General features: G+C 66.3%; 29 protein-coding genes. 2 read left to right on the forward strand and 27 right to left on the reverse strand.

The window, feature by feature from the left end; all coding sequences use genetic code 11:
- Window positions 1-353 precede the first annotated feature (353 nt).
- Window positions 354-1,529: an EamA family transporter gene (locus KU887_RS06210; RefSeq protein ID WP_048989211.1), complete on the forward strand. Its 1,176-nt coding sequence runs from the start codon at window positions 354-356 to the stop codon at window positions 1,527-1,529.
- A 21-nt stretch (window positions 1,530-1,550) separates the two neighbouring features.
- On the opposite strand, the gene KU887_RS06215 is transcribed toward KU887_RS06210, so the two are convergent.
- From KU887_RS06215 to KU887_RS06245, 7 genes are all read right to left on the reverse strand, one after another.
- Window positions 1,551-2,750, reverse strand: coding sequence for an MFS transporter (locus KU887_RS06215; RefSeq protein WP_012492453.1), 1,200 nt, complete (start codon window positions 2,748-2,750; stop codon window positions 1,551-1,553).
- A 174-nt stretch (window positions 2,751-2,924) separates the two neighbouring features.
- Window positions 2,925-3,749, reverse strand: a complete 825-nt coding sequence (locus tag KU887_RS06220; RefSeq protein ID WP_006497657.1) for a phosphodiesterase — start codon at window positions 3,747-3,749, stop codon at window positions 2,925-2,927.
- An 84-nt stretch (window positions 3,750-3,833) separates the two neighbouring features.
- Window positions 3,834-4,865 (reverse strand): ABC transporter ATP-binding protein, encoded by a 1,032-nt coding sequence (locus tag KU887_RS06225; RefSeq protein WP_058901298.1) that lies wholly within the window; start codon window positions 4,863-4,865, stop codon window positions 3,834-3,836.
- 13 nt (window positions 4,866-4,878) lie between these two features.
- A complete protein-coding gene (locus tag KU887_RS06230) occupies window positions 4,879-5,781 on the reverse strand; it encodes an ABC transporter permease (protein WP_034200789.1) in 903 nt (300 codons plus the stop codon).
- A gap of 10 nt (window positions 5,782-5,791) precedes the next feature.
- The gene (locus KU887_RS06235) at window positions 5,792-6,616 is read right to left on the reverse strand and encodes an ABC transporter permease (RefSeq protein WP_006481841.1); all 825 of its coding nucleotides are present in this window, start codon (window positions 6,614-6,616) and stop codon (window positions 5,792-5,794) included.
- A 17-nt stretch (window positions 6,617-6,633) separates the two neighbouring features.
- Entirely contained in the window at window positions 6,634-7,662 is a 1,029-nt protein-coding gene (locus KU887_RS06240; protein ID WP_258255229.1) for an ABC transporter substrate-binding protein, read from the reverse strand.
- Between the two features lie 74 nt (window positions 7,663-7,736).
- Window positions 7,737-8,762: a substrate-binding domain-containing protein gene (locus KU887_RS06245; protein ID WP_006497652.1), complete on the reverse strand. Its 1,026-nt coding sequence runs from the start codon at window positions 8,760-8,762 to the stop codon at window positions 7,737-7,739.
- Between the two features lie 792 nt (window positions 8,763-9,554).
- Here KU887_RS06245 and KU887_RS06250 point away from each other — a divergent pair.
- Window positions 9,555-10,586 (forward strand): tyrosine-type recombinase/integrase, encoded by a 1,032-nt coding sequence (locus KU887_RS06250; RefSeq protein ID WP_258255230.1) that lies wholly within the window; start codon window positions 9,555-9,557, stop codon window positions 10,584-10,586.
- Here the strand turns inward: KU887_RS06250 and KU887_RS06255 are convergent.
- The 20 genes from KU887_RS06255 to KU887_RS06350 form a co-directional block, all read right to left on the reverse strand.
- Complete coding sequence (locus KU887_RS06255; RefSeq protein ID WP_258255231.1) at window positions 10,583-10,798, reverse strand: DNA-binding protein; 216 nt, start codon at window positions 10,796-10,798, stop codon at window positions 10,583-10,585. The two genes, KU887_RS06250 and KU887_RS06255, sit on opposite strands and share 4 nt — an antisense overlap.
- A gap of 5 nt (window positions 10,799-10,803) precedes the next feature.
- Window positions 10,804-11,136 (reverse strand): DNA-binding protein, encoded by a 333-nt coding sequence (locus KU887_RS06260; RefSeq protein ID WP_185920816.1) that lies wholly within the window; start codon window positions 11,134-11,136, stop codon window positions 10,804-10,806.
- A complete protein-coding gene (locus tag KU887_RS06265) occupies window positions 11,133-11,411 on the reverse strand; it encodes a hypothetical protein (RefSeq protein WP_258255235.1) in 279 nt (92 codons plus the stop codon). Before KU887_RS06265 ends, KU887_RS06260 begins: the two co-directional genes overlap by 4 nt.
- Window positions 11,408-11,875, reverse strand: coding sequence for a hypothetical protein (locus tag KU887_RS06270; protein WP_258255236.1), 468 nt, complete (start codon window positions 11,873-11,875; stop codon window positions 11,408-11,410). Before KU887_RS06270 ends, KU887_RS06265 begins: the two co-directional genes overlap by 4 nt.
- Window positions 11,865-12,410, reverse strand: a complete 546-nt coding sequence (locus KU887_RS06275; protein WP_258255237.1) for an HNH endonuclease — start codon at window positions 12,408-12,410, stop codon at window positions 11,865-11,867. Before KU887_RS06275 ends, KU887_RS06270 begins: the two co-directional genes overlap by 11 nt.
- A gap of 7 nt (window positions 12,411-12,417) precedes the next feature.
- A complete protein-coding gene (locus KU887_RS06280; RefSeq protein ID WP_258255239.1) occupies window positions 12,418-12,978 on the reverse strand; it encodes a hypothetical protein in 561 nt (186 codons plus the stop codon).
- An 18-nt stretch (window positions 12,979-12,996) separates the two neighbouring features.
- A complete protein-coding gene (locus tag KU887_RS06285; RefSeq protein WP_258255240.1) occupies window positions 12,997-14,133 on the reverse strand; it encodes a site-specific DNA-methyltransferase in 1,137 nt (378 codons plus the stop codon).
- Window positions 14,133-14,777 (reverse strand): hypothetical protein, encoded by a 645-nt coding sequence (locus KU887_RS06290; protein ID WP_258255241.1) that lies wholly within the window; start codon window positions 14,775-14,777, stop codon window positions 14,133-14,135. Before KU887_RS06290 ends, KU887_RS06285 begins: the two co-directional genes overlap by 1 nt.
- A gap of 176 nt (window positions 14,778-14,953) precedes the next feature.
- A complete protein-coding gene (locus tag KU887_RS06295) occupies window positions 14,954-15,532 on the reverse strand; it encodes a hypothetical protein (RefSeq protein WP_258255242.1) in 579 nt (192 codons plus the stop codon).
- Window positions 15,533-15,559: 27 nt separating this feature from the next.
- Window positions 15,560-15,943 (reverse strand): hypothetical protein, encoded by a 384-nt coding sequence (locus KU887_RS06300; protein ID WP_258255243.1) that lies wholly within the window; start codon window positions 15,941-15,943, stop codon window positions 15,560-15,562.
- Between the two features lie 150 nt (window positions 15,944-16,093).
- Window positions 16,094-16,981 (reverse strand): PD-(D/E)XK nuclease-like domain-containing protein, encoded by an 888-nt coding sequence (locus tag KU887_RS06305; RefSeq protein WP_258255244.1) that lies wholly within the window; start codon window positions 16,979-16,981, stop codon window positions 16,094-16,096.
- A complete protein-coding gene (locus KU887_RS06310) occupies window positions 16,981-17,142 on the reverse strand; it encodes a hypothetical protein (RefSeq protein WP_258255246.1) in 162 nt (53 codons plus the stop codon). Before KU887_RS06310 ends, KU887_RS06305 begins: the two co-directional genes overlap by 1 nt.
- Entirely contained in the window at window positions 17,139-17,297 is a 159-nt protein-coding gene (locus KU887_RS06315) for a hypothetical protein (RefSeq protein WP_258255248.1), read from the reverse strand. Before KU887_RS06315 ends, KU887_RS06310 begins: the two co-directional genes overlap by 4 nt.
- 1 nt (window position 17,298) lies before the next feature.
- Window positions 17,299-17,754, reverse strand: a complete 456-nt coding sequence (locus KU887_RS06320) for a hypothetical protein (RefSeq protein ID WP_258255249.1) — start codon at window positions 17,752-17,754, stop codon at window positions 17,299-17,301.
- Entirely contained in the window at window positions 17,751-17,972 is a 222-nt protein-coding gene (locus tag KU887_RS06325) for a hypothetical protein (RefSeq protein ID WP_258255250.1), read from the reverse strand. Before KU887_RS06325 ends, KU887_RS06320 begins: the two co-directional genes overlap by 4 nt.
- A gap of 31 nt (window positions 17,973-18,003) precedes the next feature.
- Window positions 18,004-18,267 (reverse strand): hypothetical protein, encoded by a 264-nt coding sequence (locus tag KU887_RS06330; protein ID WP_258255251.1) that lies wholly within the window; start codon window positions 18,265-18,267, stop codon window positions 18,004-18,006.
- Between the two features lie 145 nt (window positions 18,268-18,412).
- Window positions 18,413-18,724, reverse strand: a complete 312-nt coding sequence (locus tag KU887_RS06335; RefSeq protein WP_258255252.1) for a hypothetical protein — start codon at window positions 18,722-18,724, stop codon at window positions 18,413-18,415.
- Between the two features lie 118 nt (window positions 18,725-18,842).
- On the reverse strand, window positions 18,843-19,151 hold the full coding sequence (locus KU887_RS06340) for a hypothetical protein (protein WP_258255254.1): 309 nt from the start codon (window positions 19,149-19,151) through the stop codon (window positions 18,843-18,845).
- Window positions 19,144-19,638, reverse strand: coding sequence for a DUF2569 family protein (locus tag KU887_RS06345; protein WP_258255255.1), 495 nt, complete (start codon window positions 19,636-19,638; stop codon window positions 19,144-19,146). The genes KU887_RS06340 and KU887_RS06345 overlap by 8 nt, the downstream gene beginning before the upstream one ends.
- Window positions 19,623-20,276 carry a LexA family transcriptional regulator gene (locus KU887_RS06350; protein WP_258255256.1) on the reverse strand — a complete coding sequence of 218 codons (654 nt, stop codon included), beginning with the start codon at window positions 20,274-20,276 and terminating at the stop codon, window positions 19,623-19,625. The genes KU887_RS06345 and KU887_RS06350 overlap by 16 nt, the downstream gene beginning before the upstream one ends.
- Between the last annotated feature and the right edge of the window lie 53 nt (window positions 20,277-20,329).

Genomic DNA, 20,329 nt, shown 5'->3' on the forward strand with positions numbered 1-20,329 from the left:
AATGGCGGCGCCGGCGCTCCGCGCCTTGCGTATCCGGCCCCGGATTTCGCCGCACCGCCGCGCGAAAAATGTCGCGCCGAAACATCAGTCGATAGGCTTTCAGACAGGTCCGACGATGCTTTCGAATCCTTGATGCCATAATGCCGAGCGTGTGCAGCCGACGCGGGTGCGCACGTTTTTTTTGCCCGTTTTTGTCCCTTTGCCGCCGCTTGCCGGTTCTCTTTCGTCGCCGTTCGCACTGCCATGTCGTTCCGCACGTTCGCTCTGCCTTCCCGGTCCCGCGTGGACCGTTTGCCGGCATCGCCGGCGTCTTTCAGCGGAGCACGCGGCGTGACGTGCAGGCAGGTGGTTCGATGACGCCGCTCGACCGCCTCCTCGATTTCCTTGCCCGCTTTTCGTTCCGGATCCGCCTGCCGCAAAGCCGCGGCGGCCGCGTGGCGCTCGCGCTCGTCTTCATCTATTTCGTCTGGGGCTCGACCTACAGCGGGCTGCATTTCGCGCTGCAGTCGTTCCCGCCGCTGCTGCTGTCGGGGCTGCGCAACCTGCTCGGCGGGATCGGCCTGTTCATCTTCGCGCTGCGGCGCAAGCCCGAATGGCCGACGCTGCTGGAAATCCGCAACTCGGCGATCGTCGGCACGATGCTCGTCGCGCTGTCGTCCGGCACGATCGCGCTCGGCATGCGCACGGTCAGCAGCGGTTCGGCCGCGGTGATGGTGGCCACGGTGCCGCTGTTCGCGACCGTGATCGCGGCGGTGGCGGGGCGGCCGGTGACGAAGGGCGAATGGGCGGCCGTCGCGCTCGGGATGGTCGGCATCGTCGTGCTGAATTCGGGCGGCGCGGCCGCCGCGAATTCGGCGCTCGGCACGATCTGCGTGCTGGCCGGCGCACTGTTCTGGGCGGGCGGCGCGCATCTCGCGACGCGCCTCAAGCTGCCGTCCGACCTGTTCCTGTCGACGTCGCTGCAGATCGGCCTCGGCGGGCTGATGTCGACGATCGTCGCGTGGCTGCTCGGCGAACGCGTCGAGCAACTGGCCGTCGGGCCCGTGTTCGCGTTCGCGTACCTGATGGTGTTCTGCACGATGGCCGCGTACGTCGCGTACGGCTACCTGATCCGCCACACGAGCCCGATCATCGCGAGCAGCTGCATGTACGTGAACCCGATCGTCGCGGTCGCGCTCGGCGCGCTGCTGCTGGGCGAGCCGGTGACGATGGCGACCGTGGTCGCGACCGTCGCGATCCTCGGCAGCGTCGGGTTGTCGTTCGTGTTCGATCCGGCGCGCCGGCCCGCGGCGGCGGCGACCAGTTCGCCGGCCGTGGCGGCCGAGCAGGCGCCGACGGCGGACGCTTCGCCCGTCGTCGAGCCGATCGCCGCGCCGGAGGCGGCGCCGATCCTCGCGCCTTCCGCTGTTCCGCTCGCGGTGCCGACGCCCGCAGCGGTGATGGATCCCGCCGCGGTGATCGATCCGGCCCCGGCGTTCGCGCCGCCGCCCGCCGCCGTCGAGCCGGCCGCGTCGCGCACCGACGCGTGACGCCGCCGTGGCCGGTCGCGCTCAGCCGCGCCGGCCGCCGCGATGGTGGAACCAGCCGGCGAGCGCCGTAAACAGCAGGCCGGCCGCGCACATGCCGGTCCAGCCGAACGCGCGCCATGCGGCGACGCCGGCCGACGAGCCGAGCGCGCCGCCGATGAAATAGCACACCATGTACACCGTGTTGACGCGGCTGCGCGCCTCGGGCTTCAGCGCATAGATGCGCGACTGGTTCGAGATCTGCGCGGCCTGTACGCCCACGTCCAGCACGATCACGCCGATCACGAGCCCGACGAGGCTCGATCCCGACAGCGCGAAGATCACGAACGACAGCGCGAGCAGCGCGATCGCGAGCGAGATGATCGCGCGCGGGCCGCGCCGGTCCGCGAAGCGGCCCGCATACGGCGCGGCGAGCGCGCCCGCGGCGCCGACGATCCCGAACAGGCCGGCCGCCTGCGGGCCGAGATGGAACGGCGCGCCGGCGAGCAGCAGCGTGAGCACCGGCCAGAACGCGCTGAACGCCGCGAACAGCGCGGCGCCCGTCAGCGACGCCTCGCGCAGCCCGCGCAGTTCGACGGCCAGATGCCACATCGAGCCGAGCAGCTTGCCGTACGACAGCGTCGACGTCGGCGAACTGCGCGGCAGCCGCAGCACGATCACGACGGCGAGTGCGACGAGCGCCGCGACCGACGCGGCGAACACCGCGCGCCAGCCGAAATACTCGGCGACGAAGCCGGCGGCGGTACGCGCGAGCAGGATGCCGAGCAGCAGGCCGCTCATCACGGTGCCGACCGCGTGGCCGCGTTCGGCCGGCGGCGCGATTTCGGCGGCGAACGGCACGGCCTGCTGCGCGATGGTCGCGAGGATGCCGATCGCGAGGCTGGCGACCGCGAGCACGGCCAGCGACGGCGCGGCGGCCGCCACGATCAGCGCGATCGAGAGCCCGGCGATCTGCAGCAGGATCAGCCCGCGGCGATCGAAACGGTCGCCGAGCGGCGCGAGCAGGAACATGCCGGCCGCGTAACCCAGCTGCGTCGCGGTCGGTACCGCGCCGATCCACGATGCGCCGTCCGGAAAGGCCGAACGGAAGCTGTCGAGCAGCGGCTGGTTGTAGTAGATGTTCGCGACCGACACGCCCGCGATCGTCGCGAGCAGCAACAGCAGGCTGCGCGAGTAGTGGGGCGAGGCGGCGTCGGTCGGACGGTCGGTGGAGGAAGTGGACATGGCGGCAGGCACGGAGTTGGGCGGCCCGGCAGGCGGCGCACGCATCAGGTGCGCCGGCGAGCCGGGCGCCGGTCGAGGCTGCCGATCATACCGGAGCGACGTGAATCCTGCCGGCGGCAGCCGGCGCGACGGGCCAGCTACCGCCCGTCACGGCACGCGCCGCGCGTCGCGTGGTCAGTCGACCAGCTCGCCCGTCGGCTCGTAGAACGGATACGGCCCCGCGCCTTCGTCCACATAGACGTGATGCGACGTCATTCCCGTATCGGGTGCATGGTGGTGGACCGCGAACGCCGGCGGTTCGAGCCGGAACGCGGATGGCCCATCGGCCCGCAGGTCGAAGGCGACCTGGTGCGCGGGCGACGGCACCGCGGACGCGAGCGTGCCGCCGAAGCGCGTGAACATCGTGCGGTGCACGTGACCGCACAGTACGCGCTCGACGTTCGGATGACCGCGCAGCAGCGCGTCGAGTTTCGCGGCGGCGGCGGGCGCGAGACGCAGCTTGTCCATGTGGCCGATGCCCGACACGAACGGCGGGTGATGCAGCGCGACGATCACCGGCCGCTCGCGTGCGGCGTCGAGCTGTGCGGCAAGCCACGCGAGCCGTGCGTCGCACAGGTCGCCGTGGCTCGCGCCCGGCACCTGCGAATCGAGCGCGAGCACGCGCACCGCGCCGACGTCGAGCGCGTATTGCACGAATTCGCCGTCCTGCAACTCGGCGCGATCGGCGAACGCGCGGCGCAATCCGGCGCGGTCGTCGTGATTGCCGATCATCAGGTAGTACGGGATCTCGAGCGCCGCGAGCAGCCCGCGCAGGTTGCCGTATTCGTCGTCATGGCCGAAGTCGGTCAGGTCGCCGGTGACGAGCACGGCGTCGGGCCGCGGCACGAGCGCATTCAGCTTCGCGATGCAGCGCGCGAGCGCGGCCGCCGTGTCGACGCGCCGGTACGCGAGCTGGCCCGGACGCTTGATGTGGAGATCGCTGATTTGAGCAAGCAGCATCGTCGTTCCTCGGAATCGTCTGGTTGTTGTCGCGGCGGTGTGCGCCGCCGTGGGGTGCTGCATGAATGATGCCCGATCGACGCCTTACGCGCCGAGCGCGATCAGACCTTCCGGCGCGATCGCGAGGCCGACCGCCGTGCCGCGTGCGAGCGCGATGCGGCCCGGCACGTCGATCACGAGCGCGTCGGGTGCCGCATGCTCGATCGTGAGGCGCGTGCGCTCGCCGAGGAACGCGCACGCGCCGACCGCGCCGCGCAGCGGCGCATGCGCGGGATCGGCGAGCTGCGCGTCCTCGGGGCGGAAGAACCATTCGTCGGCCGCATGCGGCGTGACGATCGCGCCGCCGGTCGTTTCGAGCGCGCCGTCGCGCCACTGGCCCGCCAGCCGGTTCAGTGTGCCGATGAACTGCGCGACCGTGCGGTTCGCGGGGTGGTAGTAGATCTCGCGCGGCGTGCCGATCTGCTCGATGCGGCCCGCACCCATCACGACGATCCGGTCGCCGAGTTCCATCGCTTCGGCCTGGTCGTGCGTGACGTAGACGGTCGTCACGCCGAGCGTGCGCAGCAGCGTGTTCATGTCGCGGCGCAGCACGTCGCGCAGCTTCGCGTCGAGCGCGGTCAGCGGTTCGTCGAGCAGCAGCACGCGCGGCCGCACCGCGAGCGCGCGCGCCAGCGCGACGCGCTGACGCTGGCCGCCCGACAGTTGATCGACCGGTTTGTCCGCGTGCGCGTCGAGTCGCATCATCGCGAGCAGCTCGTCGACGCGTTCGCGCAACGCACGCGGCTCGGTCTTGCGGATCTTCAGCCCGTAGCCGACGTTGCCGCGCACCGTCAGGTTCGGAAACAGCGCGTAGTTCTGGAACACCATGCCGACCTGCCGGCGCTCGATCGGAAGCAGGGTGACGTCGTCGTCGCCGAACGCGATGGTGCCGCCGGCATCGGGTGTGTCGAGGCCCGCGATCAGGCGCAGCGTGGTCGTCTTGCCGCAGCCCGACGGCCCGAGCAGCACGAGCGTTTCGCCGGCGCCGATCGACAGGTCGAGCGGTTCGAGCACGCGTGTGCCGCGGAAGGTCTTCGCGCAGCCGGTCAGGGTGATGGGAGTGGAATCGAGTTTCATGTCTGCGAAAAAATCAGCGCGGGCGCTGCTTCGGCGCGCGCGTACCGGACGGATCGACGCCGAGCCACTGCATCGCGACGAGCAGCGGCAGCGTCATCAGCAGGAACAGGATCGTGTACGCGCTGCCGACTTCGAGCCGCAGCGACGCATACGTATCGGCGAGCCCGACCGGCAGCGTCTTGGTGTCGGGCGTGTGCAGCATCCACGTGAGGTTGAATTCGCCGATCGACAGCGTGAGCACCGCGAGCGCGCCCGCGACGATGCCGGGCCGCAGGTTCGGCAGCACGATCGTGACGAAGCGCGTGACGAACGGCGCGCCGAGGCTCGCCGCGCCTTCCTCGAGCGTGCGCAGGTCGGCGCCGGCCGCGACGGCCGCGACCGCGCGCACCATGAACGGCAGCGTGAACACGACGTGGCCGACGACGATGAACCACAGGCTCATCCGGAACGCGGTGAAGCCGCCGTACACGACCAGCAGCGCGAGCGCCGAAGCAAGCCCCGGCAGCGCGACCGGCAGCACCAGCGCTTCCTCGATCGCACGCGCGATGCGGTGCTTGCTGCGCGCGAGCGCATAGCCGGCCGGCACGCCGACCGCGAGCACGATCGCGAGCGTCGCGAACGCGACGTAGAGCGACAGCGCGACCGAGCCGTGATACTGCTGCCACACCTGCTCGAGCCAGCGCAGCGTGAGGCCGCTCGACAGGCCGCGGAAATAGTTGACGGTCAGCCCCGCGAGCACCGACATCACGACGGGCACGATCAGGAACGCGCACAGCAGCAGCGTGACGCCCCATTGCAGCGCGGCGATCGCGCGTGCTCCCGCGACGCGCGGTGCGTGCCGGGCGGCAGGCTTCGCGGGCAAGGAAGCCGGAACAGGGGCCGGGGCGGGCGCGGACGAGCCGGAAAGCGATGGCATGCGGAAATCCTCAGGCCGCGGCGGCGGCGGTATGGCCGGTGAAGCGCCGCGCGAGCGCGAGCACGGCCCAGGTGACGATGCCGAGCACGATCGACAGCCCGGCCGCCGTCGCGATGTTCGCGTTCAGCGTGAATTCGGTATAGATCGTCATCGGCAACACGTTCAGGTCGGTGGCGAGCGTAAACGCCGTGCCGAACGCGCCCATCGCGGTCGCGAAGCAGATCGCGCCGGCCGCGATCAGGCCCGGCGCGAGCGCCGGCAGCACGATGTCGACGAAGATGCGCCACGGCGACGCGCCGAGCGAACGTGCGGCCTCCTCGAGCGACGCGTCGAGCTTCGACGCGGCCGCGATCACGGTGACGATCACGCGCGGGATCGAGAAGTACAGGTAGCCGATGAACAGGCCCGCCACCGAGTATGCGAAGACCCACTTGTCGCCCGTGAGCTTCGCCGACAGCATGCCGATCAGCCCCTGGCGCCCGGCGAGCATGATCACCATGAAGCCGACGACGACGCCCGGGAACGCGAGCGGAAACGTGAGCAGCGCGAGCAGCACGCGCTTGCCGGCGAATTCGCGGCGCGCGAGCAGCAGGCCCGAGATCGTCGACAGCGCGAGCGTCGCGAGCGTGACGCCCGCGGACAGCGCGACCGTCTCGCCGAGGCTCTTCATGTAGCGCGCATTGCCGAGCAGCGCCGCATAGTGCGAGAAGAACGCGCCGTCGGCGGACACCTGCACGAGCGACGCCATCGGCAACAGCCAGAACGCGACGAATACCGCCAGCGCCGGCGCGACGAGCGCGACGCGCCAGCGCAGCGGAAAAGTCAGGTCGAGCATGACGTGGGGCCGGCCGCTTACTGCATCACCTGCAGGTATTGCTGGCCGAACGCCTGCTGCCCGGCCGCCATCTTGCCGAAGTCGACCGACTTCGCCCGCGCGTATTCGCTCGCCGGCAGGAACTTCGCGGCGACGTCGGCGCCGAGCGTCTGTGCGCGCACCGGACGCAGGTACGCGTTGGCCCACAGCTTCTGGCCTTCGTCGGACAGCACGAAATCGAGGACCTTCTTGCCGTTCGCATCGTGCGGCGCACCCTTCACGAGGCTCATCACGTACGGCACCGCGATCGTGCCTTCCTTCGGAATCACGAACTCGACGTTCGCGTTGTCCTTGTATTTCGCGCGATACGCGTCGAAGTCGTAGTCGAGCAGGATCGGAATCTCGCCGGACAGCACGCGCGCATAGGCCGTCTGCTTCGGCACGATCGGCGCGTTCGCCTTCAGCTTGCGGAACCAGTCGAGCGCCGGCTTGAAGTTGTCGAGACTGCCGCCGAGCGCCTGGTTGACGGCGACCGCGCCCGCGTAGCCGACGAACGCGCTCGACGGATCGAGATAGCCGACCATGCCCTTGTATTCGGGCTTCAGCAGATCGGCCCACGAGCGCGGCACGGGCTTGCCGTCGAGTGCGTCCTTGTTCACGAAGAAGCCGAGCGTGCCCGAGTGGATCGCGAACCAGTAGCCTTGCGGGTCCTTCAAGTTCGCGGGAATGTCGTTCCAGTGCGCGGGCTTGTACGGCGCGATCACGCCCTTGTCCTTCGCCTGGAACGCCGACGACACGCCGAGGTAGACGACGTCGGCCACCGGGCTTTTCTGCTCGGCGATCAGCTGCGCGATCGACTGGCCGGAGTTCTTGTTGTCGAACGGCACGCGGATGCCGGTCTTCTGCTTGATCGCCGCGATCTGCGCGGCCCAGTCGGCCCATTCGGGCGGGCAGTTGTAGCAGATCGCCGTTTCGTCGGCGTGGGCCGCGGGGGCGCCGGCGACGAGCACGGCAACGGCGAGCGGCGCGGCGAGCGCGCGCAGCAGCGAGGTCAGGCGAAAGGACACGGTGGGTCTCCGGACGAGTGGGGTAGCGCTGGGGTAGCGGGGGGATCGGCGGGCGTGACGCGTGCGTTCTGCGATCACGCCTTGCGCAGTTGCAGCTCGGTGGCCGGCGGTGCGATCGTCGCACCGTCGCGCACCGCGTGCGGCAGGATCATCGACGTGCGCTCGATCGCCGCGCCGCCGATGGATTCGACGAGACGCTGCCATGCGTGGCGGCCGATGTCGCGGTTCGGCGTCGCGACGCTCGCGAGCGGCGGCGCGAGCAACTCGCCGATCGCGATGCCGTCGAAGCCGAGCACCGACAGGTCGTCGGGGATCGAGAAGCCCGCGCGGCGCAGGCCGCGCATCACGACCATCGCGAGCAGGTCGTTGCTGCAGAACAGGGCGGTCGGCCGCGTGGCGTGCGCGGTGAGATGCGCGAGCACCGCATCGGGCAACTCGGGCGCGTTGAAGTCGACTTCGACGGGCGGCAGCGTGGCCACGCCGCTTTCCTCGAGTGCCTGCGCATAACCGAGATGGCGCTGGCGGGCGCGATCCGACGCGGCGAGCGAACCGGCCAGCATCAGCACGCGGCGATGGCCGCGCGCGGTCAGCAGCTGCACGCCGTCGTACGCGGCGCGGCGGTTGTCGACCGACACCGACGGACGGCGCTGCGTGTCGTTGTGCATCAGCACGTAGTGCGAGCCGTCGCGGTCGAGCATGTCGAGCAGCGGGTGTGTGTCTGCATCGGCGACGGTGAGGATCAGCCCTTCGACGCGCTGCTCGCGCAGCGTCTCGATCGCATGACGCTCGCGCGCCGCGTCGTATTCGGTCGTCATCAGGATCAGCTTGAAACCGGCCGCGGTCGCGAGCGCGTCGATGCCTTGCAGGCAGTCGGCGAACACCGGGTTCGACAGCGTCGGCACGACGACGCCGACGAGCCGCGTGCGCTCGCCGCGCAGTTGCCGGCCGAGCGGGCTCGGGCGGAACTGCAGCGTATCGATCGCGGTGCGGATCGTCTGCAGCGTGGCGGGGCTGACGGTATGCGGCGCGTTGATCGCACGCGAGACGGTGGCGATCGAGAAGCCCGCGAGGGCAGCGACGTCCTTGATGGTCGAGGTCATGAAATAACGCGATGTAAACGTTTTCGGCCGGGGAATTATCGAAAACGTTTGTGACTTCGCGATGACGCACGCGACGCTTGTTTCGCGACAAGCACGACACAAACGTCAGACGGTTGGGGCCGTCGGACGACGCGCGGTCGATTGTATCGGGGGATGTTGCGGCGCGGGACGAAATCGTCGGCCGTGTCGTATCGGTGTCGAATGCGCGGGTAGGCGCAATGCGACGATGAGCGGTGTCGCGATGCGGCGCGGCGGAATGAGGGAACGCATGCGCAAGCAATGGTAGAATCGCGTCCGCCCTCTTGCCGGGGTGATGAAATTGGTAAACATAGCGGACTTAAACGATTGAGTGCCCGGTCGGAAACGGTCGGTGCAGAACCCTTCAAATTCGGCGAAACCCCTGATGTGCGCATCGAGGCAACGCCGAGCCAAGCCTCGCGGCATCCGCGAGGAAGGTGTAGAGACTAGACGGGGGGCGCCTAAGGCGCACGGGCAGCGGTCAAGCCCGCGCGCGACGGTGAAGGCATAGTCCAGCGCACGAACGGTTCGCGCACGCGACGCCGGCTTTGAAAGAAGCAGTGTGACGAAAATCCGCCGCCTTAACTGGCTTGCCGGTTCGAGTCCGGTCCCCGGCACCACGACGATTCAACAGGTACTTTCGCGAAAAGTTGAATCGTGTAGAAACAACAGGTTAGCGCCGCGCACCTGTTGATCCATACAGGTATTTCTCCACTCGTTGTGGGGAGAGTTGTAGAATGGATTCCCCATCCGTTACACACGATTCTCCCCACAATGGCATCGATCACCCCCCACAAGGACGGCTTCCGCGTGCAGGTCTACGTCGGCGGCACGCGCGATTCGAAGGTGCTGCGCACGCGTCGCGAAGCGAACGCATGGGGCGCTGCGCGCGAGGCCGAACTGAAGCGCCTGCGCGACATGCCGGTCGCCGATCGGTATACGCTCGGCGAGGCTCTAACCGAGTACTCGAACCGCGTGTCGACGAAGAAGGGCGGCACGAAGTGGGAACAGAATCGCATCGCTTCGTTCATCAAGCAGTTCCCGGAGTACGCTGAGCGGACGCTGTCGCAGGCCGATACGCCGATGTGGGCCGAGTGGCGTGACCGACGGCTTGCGGGATACATCGCGCCGGACGGCACGAAGGTTCGCGGCATCACGAATGGCTCGGTGCTGCGCGAGATCAACCTCTACCGCAACGTCTACACGATCGCGCGGCGCGAATGGAAGTGGACTGATTCGAACCCGTTCACCGATCTCGGAATCCCGCCCGACAATGCAGCGCGCACGCGGCGCGTGGATCCGTGGAAAGAGGTCCGGCCGATCGTACGCTGGCTCGGGTATCGGACGGGGCAGGAGCCGACGACGAAGAATCAGGAGGTCGCGCTCGCATGGTTGGTTGCGCTACGCAGCGGCATGCGTGCGAAGGAATTGCGCGGGCTCGGGAAGAAGACGTTGAACATGAAGACCGGCGTTGCGCGGCTCGATCACAAGATGCAATACCTGACGGGCAAGCCGCGCGAGATCCCGCTGCCGCGGCCCGCGCTTCGCCTGTTGAAGGCCGTCGCGCACCGCGAGCAGTGCTTTACCGTCGACGCTGATTCGCTCAGCACGCTCTTTCGAAAAGCGAAGATCGCGCTACTGATCACGGGGATGACGTTCCATGACTCGCGAGGCGAGGCGCTGACGCGCCTGGCTCGCAAGGTTGATGTGCTGACGCTGTCGCGCATCAGCGGTATCAAGGATCTGAAGCTGTTGCAGGATCACTACTACCGCGAGACGTCTGAGCAGATCGCCGCGCGACTCTAAACGTGCGCCTCACGCGCCTTGTCGATTTCCTCGATCGGAATCAGGCCGCACCGGTTCAGCCTTAGATCGCCGGCTTTCACCATCTTGCTCACGGTCCAGCGGCTGATGCCGAGCATCTCAGCCGCCTGCATCTGCGTGACGTGCGTCGGTCGCGGGTGCGTCTCGATGTATTCCTTCACGGCAAGACGCACGATCTGTTTCACTTCGTTCATTTCCATCATCGTGCCCTCGTGGTCATGGCGAGCTCGACGCGGCGACTGATCTCGCGATCGTAGCCGGCGAGCGTGGATTGCAGGTTGGGTGCGAGGCGCGGCCCGGCGGCCGGCGTGTCGAGCGGCACGCGCGGTAGTGCGGCCGGCGCCACCTCGTACGCCGTGTCCGTGCGCACGCGCCGATCGATCCGGATGCGGCCGGCGTAGAACAGCGTGTCGAGGAAGCACTGGACGACGGCGGTCGACGTCCCGAGTTCGCTCGCGATTTGGCATGCGGTGCGCGTGCCGCCGCGCAGGACGTCGAACACCGCGGTGCTGTTGATGCGGCGGCTGGTCATGATTGGCCTCCAATCGCACGGAGTTCAGCCAAAAATGCCGCAACGAACTTCTGCTCATCGCTGGTCCATGTCTCCGGTTTCTTCTCTCCGATTCGAAGCAGTCGGTCGCGAAGCTCTCCGACTTTGTGCTCGGGGCAGAAATGCGCCGGAGCGGGCAGATAGCCGTGAAACCAATCCCAGCCCTTAGAAGCCGGCATCGTTTTCTCCGGGCAGCGCTTTCTGCAGACAAGGCATTTTTCGGGGAATCGCTCACGTTGTGCGCGCGTCTTTTTCATGATGAGGCTCCGGTGCGGGCGGCGTCTCGGTCGAGTCGCTCGATCTCGGCGAGGATCAGCGCGCCGGCCTTCACGAGGTTGCGGCGCGGCGTGGTCGGCTTCCACCAGAGCTTATCCCAAGGCCACGTGATCGGCGGGTCACCGTGCTTCAACTCGCTCACGGCATAGTTGCTAGCTGCGTACGCCAGTTCGCGCTTGGTGTATTTGTCGTCACGCTCCGGGGTCCAGCCTTCGGCTGTAACTTGCCGATGGCGTTCGGCGAGCACGTCGCGCACTGCGTCCGTCACCTCGGCGCGCGGCTCCGGCTGGCCCGGATGGGAAAGAAGAACGCGCGCGGCTTTGAGGAGCTGAGCATGCTGGCCGCGAACGGCATAAAGCATGTTGGTCGTCGCGTTCAGGTCGAGGCCAGCGTCACGGAACACGTCGAGGATCTGTTCGTCCGTCAGCACGTTGTCATTCGGCATGGCATACCTCTTTCGTTCCGTGGTTGGCGAATTCGCCGTGCAACATGACGGCTGCTAGGCAGTAGACTTCGTGCGCTTCTTCTGCCGATTCGAAAAGGCCGAGACGCTTTCGCTTTCCCCGGTATCGGATGTGCGAGGCCCATTTGCCGCTGGCACTGTGGTAATGCGCACCCTTCAGGCCGACCGAGTTGTTGCGGTTGAGGCTCTTATTCCATTGATTCTCAGCATGGCCGACCTCGCGTAAATTGCAGATTCTGTTGTCTGTCCGGTCGTTGTTGATGTGATCGAGAAATTCCTTCGGCCACTTGCCGTGCACCCAGAACCAGGCGAGACGATGGGCGCGAAAGATGAACCCTCCAACACCGAGACGGAGATAGCCGTGAGCGGAGACGTAGCCAGCCACAGACCCGCGCCGGATTCCACCAGATGCGGCCAGTCTCGTGAACTGGCCAGTCTCTGCGTCATATTGCACAATCTGCTTCAGCCGTTCGTGTGTGAGTACCGATTCGCCCTTGCAGCGCTGGAAATTGTCCATGGATGCCTCACTTAGCGGACGAGCGGGAGAGCGCGGCTTTCCAGGTGTTCCACGCATCGTCAACGCCGATCAGGTGGTACCCCTCGCCATCCCGCGTCGGGAGTGCCGCGAGCGCAAACTCGCCCATCGCCCACGCTTCGAAACGCTCGCGCATGGTCACCCCTTCCGCCCCCGTCTCGTTGGCAGATGCGGCGCGGGCTGGCGCAGTTTCGTCTGCGGGAAGAAACGCGCGAACTTGTCGCAGCAGATCACCGGACGCGATCGTAACGGCTTTGCCGATTGCGGCAGCTTCAAGAATCGGCTCCGCAATCTCCAATAACCGGATTGCGCGTGCCGCCCGCTCGTCCGCCGGCGAGGGTGCGGGAGTTTCGGCGCTGGGCCACCGATACTCGTCATCGGTGTCGCATTCCTTGATCGACTCTTCTCCGGACTGATTCGGAAGGAATGCCATGTCTAAGTCTGCGGCAGTCCCGTGTTCCCAGTTATCTCGCAACACACGAACAGCTTCGTCGACAGCATGTCGCTGCTCGTCCGTCAGCGCATCAGCGCGGCTATTTTCGGTGGTCATGGTGTCGTCCTCAGGTGGTCAGGCGAGCGCGAGCCCAGGCTGACGCAGCCGGTCGCGTTGCAGGGATTCGTAGTCGGGATTCAGTTCGCAGCCGAGGAAGCGGCGGCCGAGCCGCTGCGCGACCTGGCCGACGGTGCCGCTGCCGAAGAACGGATCGAGCACAATGTCGCCCGGCCGGCTGCCGGCGAGCACGCAGGGCTCGACCAGCGCTTCCGGAAACGTGGCAAAGTGCGCGCCGCTGTACGACTGCGTCGGGATGGTCCAAACGGAACGACGGTTGCGCTCGGTCGGCATGATCGCCATCGCCTCGTCGAAGCTGGCGTTGTTCTTCGCGCCGCCGCCTTCGTCAGCCAGCTTCCGCTTCACGCGGCCGCGCGAACGCTCATCGGCGTCGGTGCCGTGTCCCCAGCCAACGCCGCGGCCGACGGCCTTCATGTTGCCGTTCGTCTTCGCTCCGCCGTTCGCGCGCTCGCTGCCGATCTGAGCCTGCACGTTCTGCGAAAGGCGCGCGTGCGTGTTCGGACTGACCGGTTCGAGAATCGCGGCCTGGTCGAAGTAGTACCGCTCGCTCTTGCTGAGCAGGAACAGGTATTCGTGCGCTTTCGTGCATCGATCGCGCACGCTCTCGGGCATCGGGTTCGGCTTATGCCAGATGATGTCCTGCCGGAGATACCAGCCGGCGTCCTGAAGCGCGAACGCAAGGCGCCACGGCTGTCCGACCAGGTCTTTCGGTTTCAGCCCATCGATACGCACGTCGGAGCGAGGCACCGGCACGTCGTCGCGCCGGCGGCTCGCCGTCATGGCGCGGTTCGCCTCGGCCTGATTGCGGCGCGTGCCGTTCAGCGTCGATGCCGTTTCCGGCCCGCTGCGCGATCCGGCGTAGCTGTCGCCCATGTTCAGCCACAACGTGCCGTCGTCCGCGAGCAGCTCGCGCGCGAGGTCGAACACGCCGACCAGCGTGTCGATGAACTCGCGCAGCGTCGGCTCCTGGCCGATCTCGCGATGCTTATCCGGATGGCCTTCTGGCAGGTACGAGCGCAGGCCCCAGTACGGTGGCGAGGTCACGATCGTCTGCACGCGCACACCGTCGGCGATCATCGCGCGCATCAGGTCGCGGCAGTCGCCGCGGTGGGAGTGGTCGATCCAGTCTGTCATCATTGGCCTTCAACGATCAGTTGTTTTGCATTCGCCGCGAACACTGCGCGTGCGAATCCCATCGGCGTAGCAGAGCGGATGTCGCCGCGGTCATCGGACGGGGGGGCAGCGTGGATCCGGTTGTCGGGTGCGCCGAGCCCATCGGCGCGATTCGGCGCCGGCATTTCGAATCCGCCGCCGGCCCAGATGCAGGTCTTCTTCGTGTAGTTATCGGACAGCTCGAAGCCGGTGAACTCGTACGGGTGGAACGTGTAGTCGGGCTTGCGCCAGTGCGACGAGATCACGCTCACCGGGTTCTCGATGCCGTATGGCACCCCAAGCGAAAGCAGGAACTCGTCGGCGACCGCAACCATCTCGATCGCCTGGGCGAGCCGGCGCAGACCCTTTTCCTTGAACCAGCGCGCGCCGCTGACAGCGAGATCCGTGCACGGCGGGAACGCGAAGCCGAACACGACGGTCGAGTCGGCCGGGATCGACGGCGCGCCGAGCAGCGCATCCCATTGCTGGAAGATGATCCCGTCACGCACCGAGCGGCCGACGTGCTGGATGTCATAGCAGATGCAGCGATAGCCGGCGTCCGCCCACGGCCGAGCCATGTTGCCGGTGCGGTCGAACAGGAAAATCGCGGTCGGTACCATCGTCATCCTCTAAATCAGTAGATCAAGCCTCAATGGCTGGGTGCTCGGCTCGCATATGGCAGCGTTCAATATGAAGGCGCCGCGCTGCAGACCTTGGCTTTGTGACGGCGCCCACCCGTCACACCGAGCACCCACCAGTGAAGCCTGGGTTGCCGCGCGACGGATGCCGCGCGGCTGGTTGGTCACTCTTCGCTCTGCGTTTCGAGGTCAGAGCCCGCAAACGGCACGTAGTCATCGGCCGGCGGCGCATCGCCGAACAGCCCCGGCTCGACGTAGTTGTCAGGCGGCGTCAACGTGATACCGATCTCCTGCTGCACGCGACGCGCGATCTTGCCGTGGTCCTCGTCGTCCTTCGGGTGCGCAGTGATCTTGAAGTGCACGCCGACGGAGCCGCCTTCCTGCGTGGTAAACCGGATGTCCTTCAGGCCGCACTCGGCGAGCAGCACGTCCTCGGCGCCGCTCGCGCCGATGTGGAAGCGCAGCAGGTATCCCTCGTAATTCCGGTCCCACACGAGGTTGCGCATGAACGGGAAGCGCAGCTCGGTCAGGCCGTCGTGCTCCATTTCGAGTTCGCCGGGCTTCGGCAGCGGCCGGCGGTAAAGCATGCCGCGCAGCGCCGGGTCGAACATGTCGAGCAGATCGCCGCCGCCGACGATGTAGAGGCCGACCGAGATTGCTGGAACGCGCTCGGCGCCGTGCTTCTCGGAAACGTTCGTGCAGCTGACGATCTTCGCGAGGGTGCTGTCTTTGATTTCGAACATGGTTGCTCCGGGTGGTGAGGGAGTGGGTTACGCGTCGAGCAGCGTTTCGCGGCGACGGTTGTACGCTTCGGTCAGGCGTTCGAGCACGTCGGCCGGGTATTCGCGGAAGCCATCGAGGCACGCGTCGAGCGTATCGACGTCGGTGCATGCTTCGATCTGCGCAAGCGCGGCCGCTTCTTCGGTGCTCGGGCCGTCGGTCGACGGCTGATCGGCAGGCTTGCGCATCGCCGCGCCGCGCAGTTCCTTCATGCGCGCGTTGTACGCGTCCTGCGCGGCCTGTGCCTGATCGCCCGGCGGCAGCTTCATCGCCAGCGCGCGCGCCGCGTTCATGCCGTTGCGGTCGGTCGCCGTCGCGATCGCCTTCAGCACGTCGTCGAGCCGCACGACTTCGAGCGGCAACACCGTGTGCATGGCCTTCTTGCCCTTCGTCGCGGTCAGCGATAGCGAGATCTCGCGCTCGATGTCGCTCAGGTGACGGTGATGGTCAGGTCGCCTGCGAGCAGCTGCTCCGCGTTCAGCTGGTCGGATTTCGGCACGATGGTGCCGCGGAGGTCGGTGATATCAGACATATGCGATCTCGATTTCTTGGGAGGTGAAGGCGTAAGGGGGAAGGTCGATCTGCGTGCTCTTGTTCGAGTAGCCGGGCCAGCGCTTCAGGCGCACGCATTCCTCGTAGACGTCGAGCAGTCGGCGGCATTCGAGAAACCCTTCTTCGCGGCTTTCCGGGCCGAGCGTGTACGACGCGGCCGCGTACGGCCATTCGGTCTCGACTGCGATGAAGGTGAATTTCTCGACGGTGACGCCGGCCGCCGCGCTGTAGCCGGCCGAGTAGAACGCGTCCTGCACGTGGTAGCGCTTGCGCGCGATCTGGCGGCGGAACTCGTCGGCCGACGCGCAGCTGTACGTCTTCAGGTCGAGCAGCTCGACCGACTTGCGCGACACCGGATGCACCCAGTCGGGCCGGCAGCGGCATTCGACGCCGGTCATTTCGTCCGTCCAGAACGCGGACACCTCGGCGCGGCCGCACGACAGCGCGTCCTGGATCTCGGGCAGCGCGCGCACGGCCTCAGCCTGGCGCATGGCGACCTCGTACTGCTCGACCGAGATCACGCGCTTGTTGCCGCACGCGTCGAGGAATTCGCGCCACCATTCCATCGCCGCGACGCTGTCCGGCGAAGGCTTCTTCGCGTTCCACTGCGCGTCCGTCGGCTTGCGCGGTGCGCCCTTCGGCGCCCAGACGTAGCGCGCGTCGAACTGGTCCGGCTCGAACACGGCGCAGTGTGCGAGGTGCCCTTCGAGCTGGCCGGCCCTCTCGACGCGCGGCGGCCGCAGTGGATTGCGATGCCGGCTGTAGAAGTGGAACGGCGACAGCGCGAGGTCGTCGAGCTGCGATTTGCTCACGGGCGCGAGTGCGTGATACGCCTCGATCGACAGGTCGTACTTGAGCATCACGCACCCCACACGCCGCGCGGCGCTTCCTGCGTTGTGCCGAGATACGCGATGCCGATCGCACATGCGAACGCGATCGCCGAGGCAACGAGGGTCGCAGTGACGGGCCGGCGCTCGAACAGCCGGTCGAGCGCGCCGCACAGGTAGGTGATCGGGTTCATCGAGCAATCCCCGCGAGAAGTTCATAGGCCGGCGCTACGCTGCTGGCAATCAGCCACAGCGCGAAGATCAGCGCCGGCTTGAACCAGTCGCGCGATACAACCGATCGGCTGTAACCGCGCAATACAGGCGTCAGGCTGTTGAGAGGGGCGCGCATGTCAGTCCCCCATCGCGCCGTCGCCGGAGCATTCGCCATTGCAATCTGCCTCGAAGCAGAACGAGCAGTACCTCGGAGGATCGCGATCCACCCCCGCGATCGTCACGACCCGCACCGGCTCCGGCGCAGCCTTGCGGCCGGCCTTGATGAGGGCGGTGTCGATGGTCAGGCGCAGGTCGGACGGGATCATGACCTTGCCCGAGTCGGCTTCGGCGGCGAGCAGTTCGAGGACTTCGGCCATGTCGGGCGCGGCGGCGATCAGATCGCCATTTGCATTTCTCCCCCAGATGCCGTGAGGTTCTCTGGCTGCCAATGCAGCGATTGCTGATCCTTCGAGCATGCAAACTTCCGTATCACGATCGCCGCCGACGATATGTCGCGGATACACGCCGCCGTCTTCCAAAATTTCGCGCTCGATGATGCGCCACGGTCCCGGCGTATGCTTGATCTCGCTCATGCTTCACCTCGCGCGCGGAGCATTTCATCGGCCATGTCGTAGGCGTGCTTCGCAACGTTCTTGTGCTCGGGCCAGTCGTCATCCACGTTGTGAGTGAGCATTGCCGCCATCGCCTTCGCCGCGAAGTAGTCGCGGAGCGTCATGCCGAATCCATCGGCGCGCGTGCTGTTTTCGAAGGTCACCGGAAACGCCGGGCCGCCGTCTTTGATCTCGCTCATGGTCTATCCTCGGTGTGGTGTGAGGCCGGCGTTACGCGCGTGATGTGGCGAGCCACGCGGCGAGGCGCGTCATGGCGCTGTGCTCGACGTACGTCTCGTCGTTCCGCTTCTTGATCGCGCCGGGCAGCGCATCGAGAAACGCGTGGATCTGATCGGCTTCAGCCTTCGCAGCGTCGCGAGCTTCGCGCACATACTTCGAGCTGTTCTTTTCCGTTTCGAGCTGCTTCTCCAGTTCCGCGACGCGGGCTTGGGCTTGTTTCAGGAGCGTCGAAACGGCGGGCTTGCGTTGGGCCATGATGGTCTCCGGGTGGTGGTGTGGTGCGGGGCTCAGCCCCGGTGGTGGTCGTCTTTCTGGATGCGCCCGATCGAGCGCCAGATCACGACAGCGGCAAGGATCAGCACCGCAGCGGCGCCGATCAGGAGGCGGGTGGTGGTCATGCTCAATACCCCTTGCGGCGGGCGATGCCCTCGGCCGCCGCGTTGAACGCGTCTTCGAACAGGATTTCGAGCAGGTAGACGAAGTGCGCGTGGTCGCTCTTGTCGAGGAAGGCGTTCATCACCTTCGCGCGGAAGCTCGCGGGCAGCTCGGCCATCGCGTTGATCACGTCGTCGATCTCGACCTCGGCCGACGCGCGCTCGACAGCTCGGTCGAACGCGTCGATCTGGTCGTCGCGGTCTGCTTGCGCACTGTCCGCATGGCTGTCGACCAGCGACGGCAGCGCGCGGGGTGTGATCGGGTGGTGGTGGAGCATGGTTGGCCTCTCGCTAAGGTTTCGCCTTAGTTGCAAGATTAGGGCATGCCTTAGTTGCTTGTCAAGGCGTTGCCTTAGTTTTTATTCGAGCGCCACGTGGAAAGAGGGAGAGGAGCTGTCAGTCTTGGCCGCGAATGGCCTTTACGAGCTCAGGCCAACCGAGATAGAAGAAGGGGAGCGGGCCGGCAACAATGAAGATTGCACCGAAAATGATGGTTGGGATAAGGCCGTTTTTCTCCCATGAAAGGGAGAACCCATAGATCGGAGCCGCGGTCACAAGCAGCATCCACATACCAAGAAATGCAATTTTGCATGCGCGTGGAAACCAGTCTGTTTTGACGGCCAAATACATCGCGCCGGCGAGGATGCCGCTCCCGACCACAAGGTCTATTACTACGTAACCGATGTTTCTCGCAAATTCATCCACGATAATACGTGTTGCGCACGCGCTTCGATCTTGCGAAATATGCATGCCACGCGCCGGCGACGATGACGGCGGCGACGAGACCTCCGACGGCCTGAGCCGCGACGTTCGGGCTCAAGGAGATGCCGAGGACCAACGGCAGAAGTACGAAGCTGTCGATGATGTTGGAAATCGGGCCCGCGATCCACAGCACCCACTTCGTGAGGCGAACGCTGCTCGGGACTTTACGTGTTGCGAGACAGATGCCGGCCGCAATGGTCAGGCAGATACGGATCACAACCAACGTCCAGGCCGCAGTCTTGTATGAGGCCCACGGCTCATATGAAAGCAGTGCGGGATTCCCGAATTCGGCTTGCGAAATGCTGCCAGAAGTGCCGCCAGCCGAGAACAGGGGGCCGAGGAAGATTGCTGAGACGATGAAGAACTGCAGCCACCCGCCGACACCGCGCGGGCCGTCTGCGACGGCGGTAGTTTCTAGACTGGTACCCATTTTCCGATCACCGTCCCCATGATGGTCGCATTGCCGTTGATGTATATCCACTGCTCGGGCCAGCTCGGATTGAGCGGGTGCAGTAGCTTTTTATCACCCTCAATGATCAGTTGCTTGAACGTCGCTTCGCGGTCGTCGTCGAGCCGCACAATCACGCAGCTACGGTGATCGGCGCCGCGGTCGGGATCAACAAAGATGATCTCGCCCTCGCTGAACGACGGCGCGCCGTTCGGGTTGAACATGCTCTGCCCGCGCACGCGGAGACAGAACGTGTCCTTGCTATGGCCGGCCGGACAAGGGATCCAGTCCTCGGCATCGCACACATCGAAATTCTTCGAAATCTCGGCCCACTGGCCAGCCTGCACCCACGAAATCAACGGCACCGTCCCCCTGATAGCTGGACCTGGCTCGATCGATAAGTCGTGGGCCGCTGCCTTCGCATCGCGGCCAGACAGCAGATAGTCAACGGACGTTCGCAGCAGGCGTGCGAGATCGTCGAGCTTCGCCTGATCGGGTCGGGAGACGTCGCGTTCCCACTCCGATACCGAGACGCCCGTGATGCCGAAATGGTCGCCGATCTGCTTCTGGGTCAGGCCGCGAGCCTTCCGCTTTTCTTTGATTCGAGTTCCCAAGGTCATAAGGAATAGCCTAACACTTGCAACTAAGGCAACGCCTGATATACTCCGCTAAG

The sequence above is a fragment of the Burkholderia sp. EMB26 genome (assembly GCF_024730645.1).
Lineage (GTDB): Bacteria > Pseudomonadota > Gammaproteobacteria > Burkholderiales > Burkholderiaceae > Burkholderia > Burkholderia cenocepacia.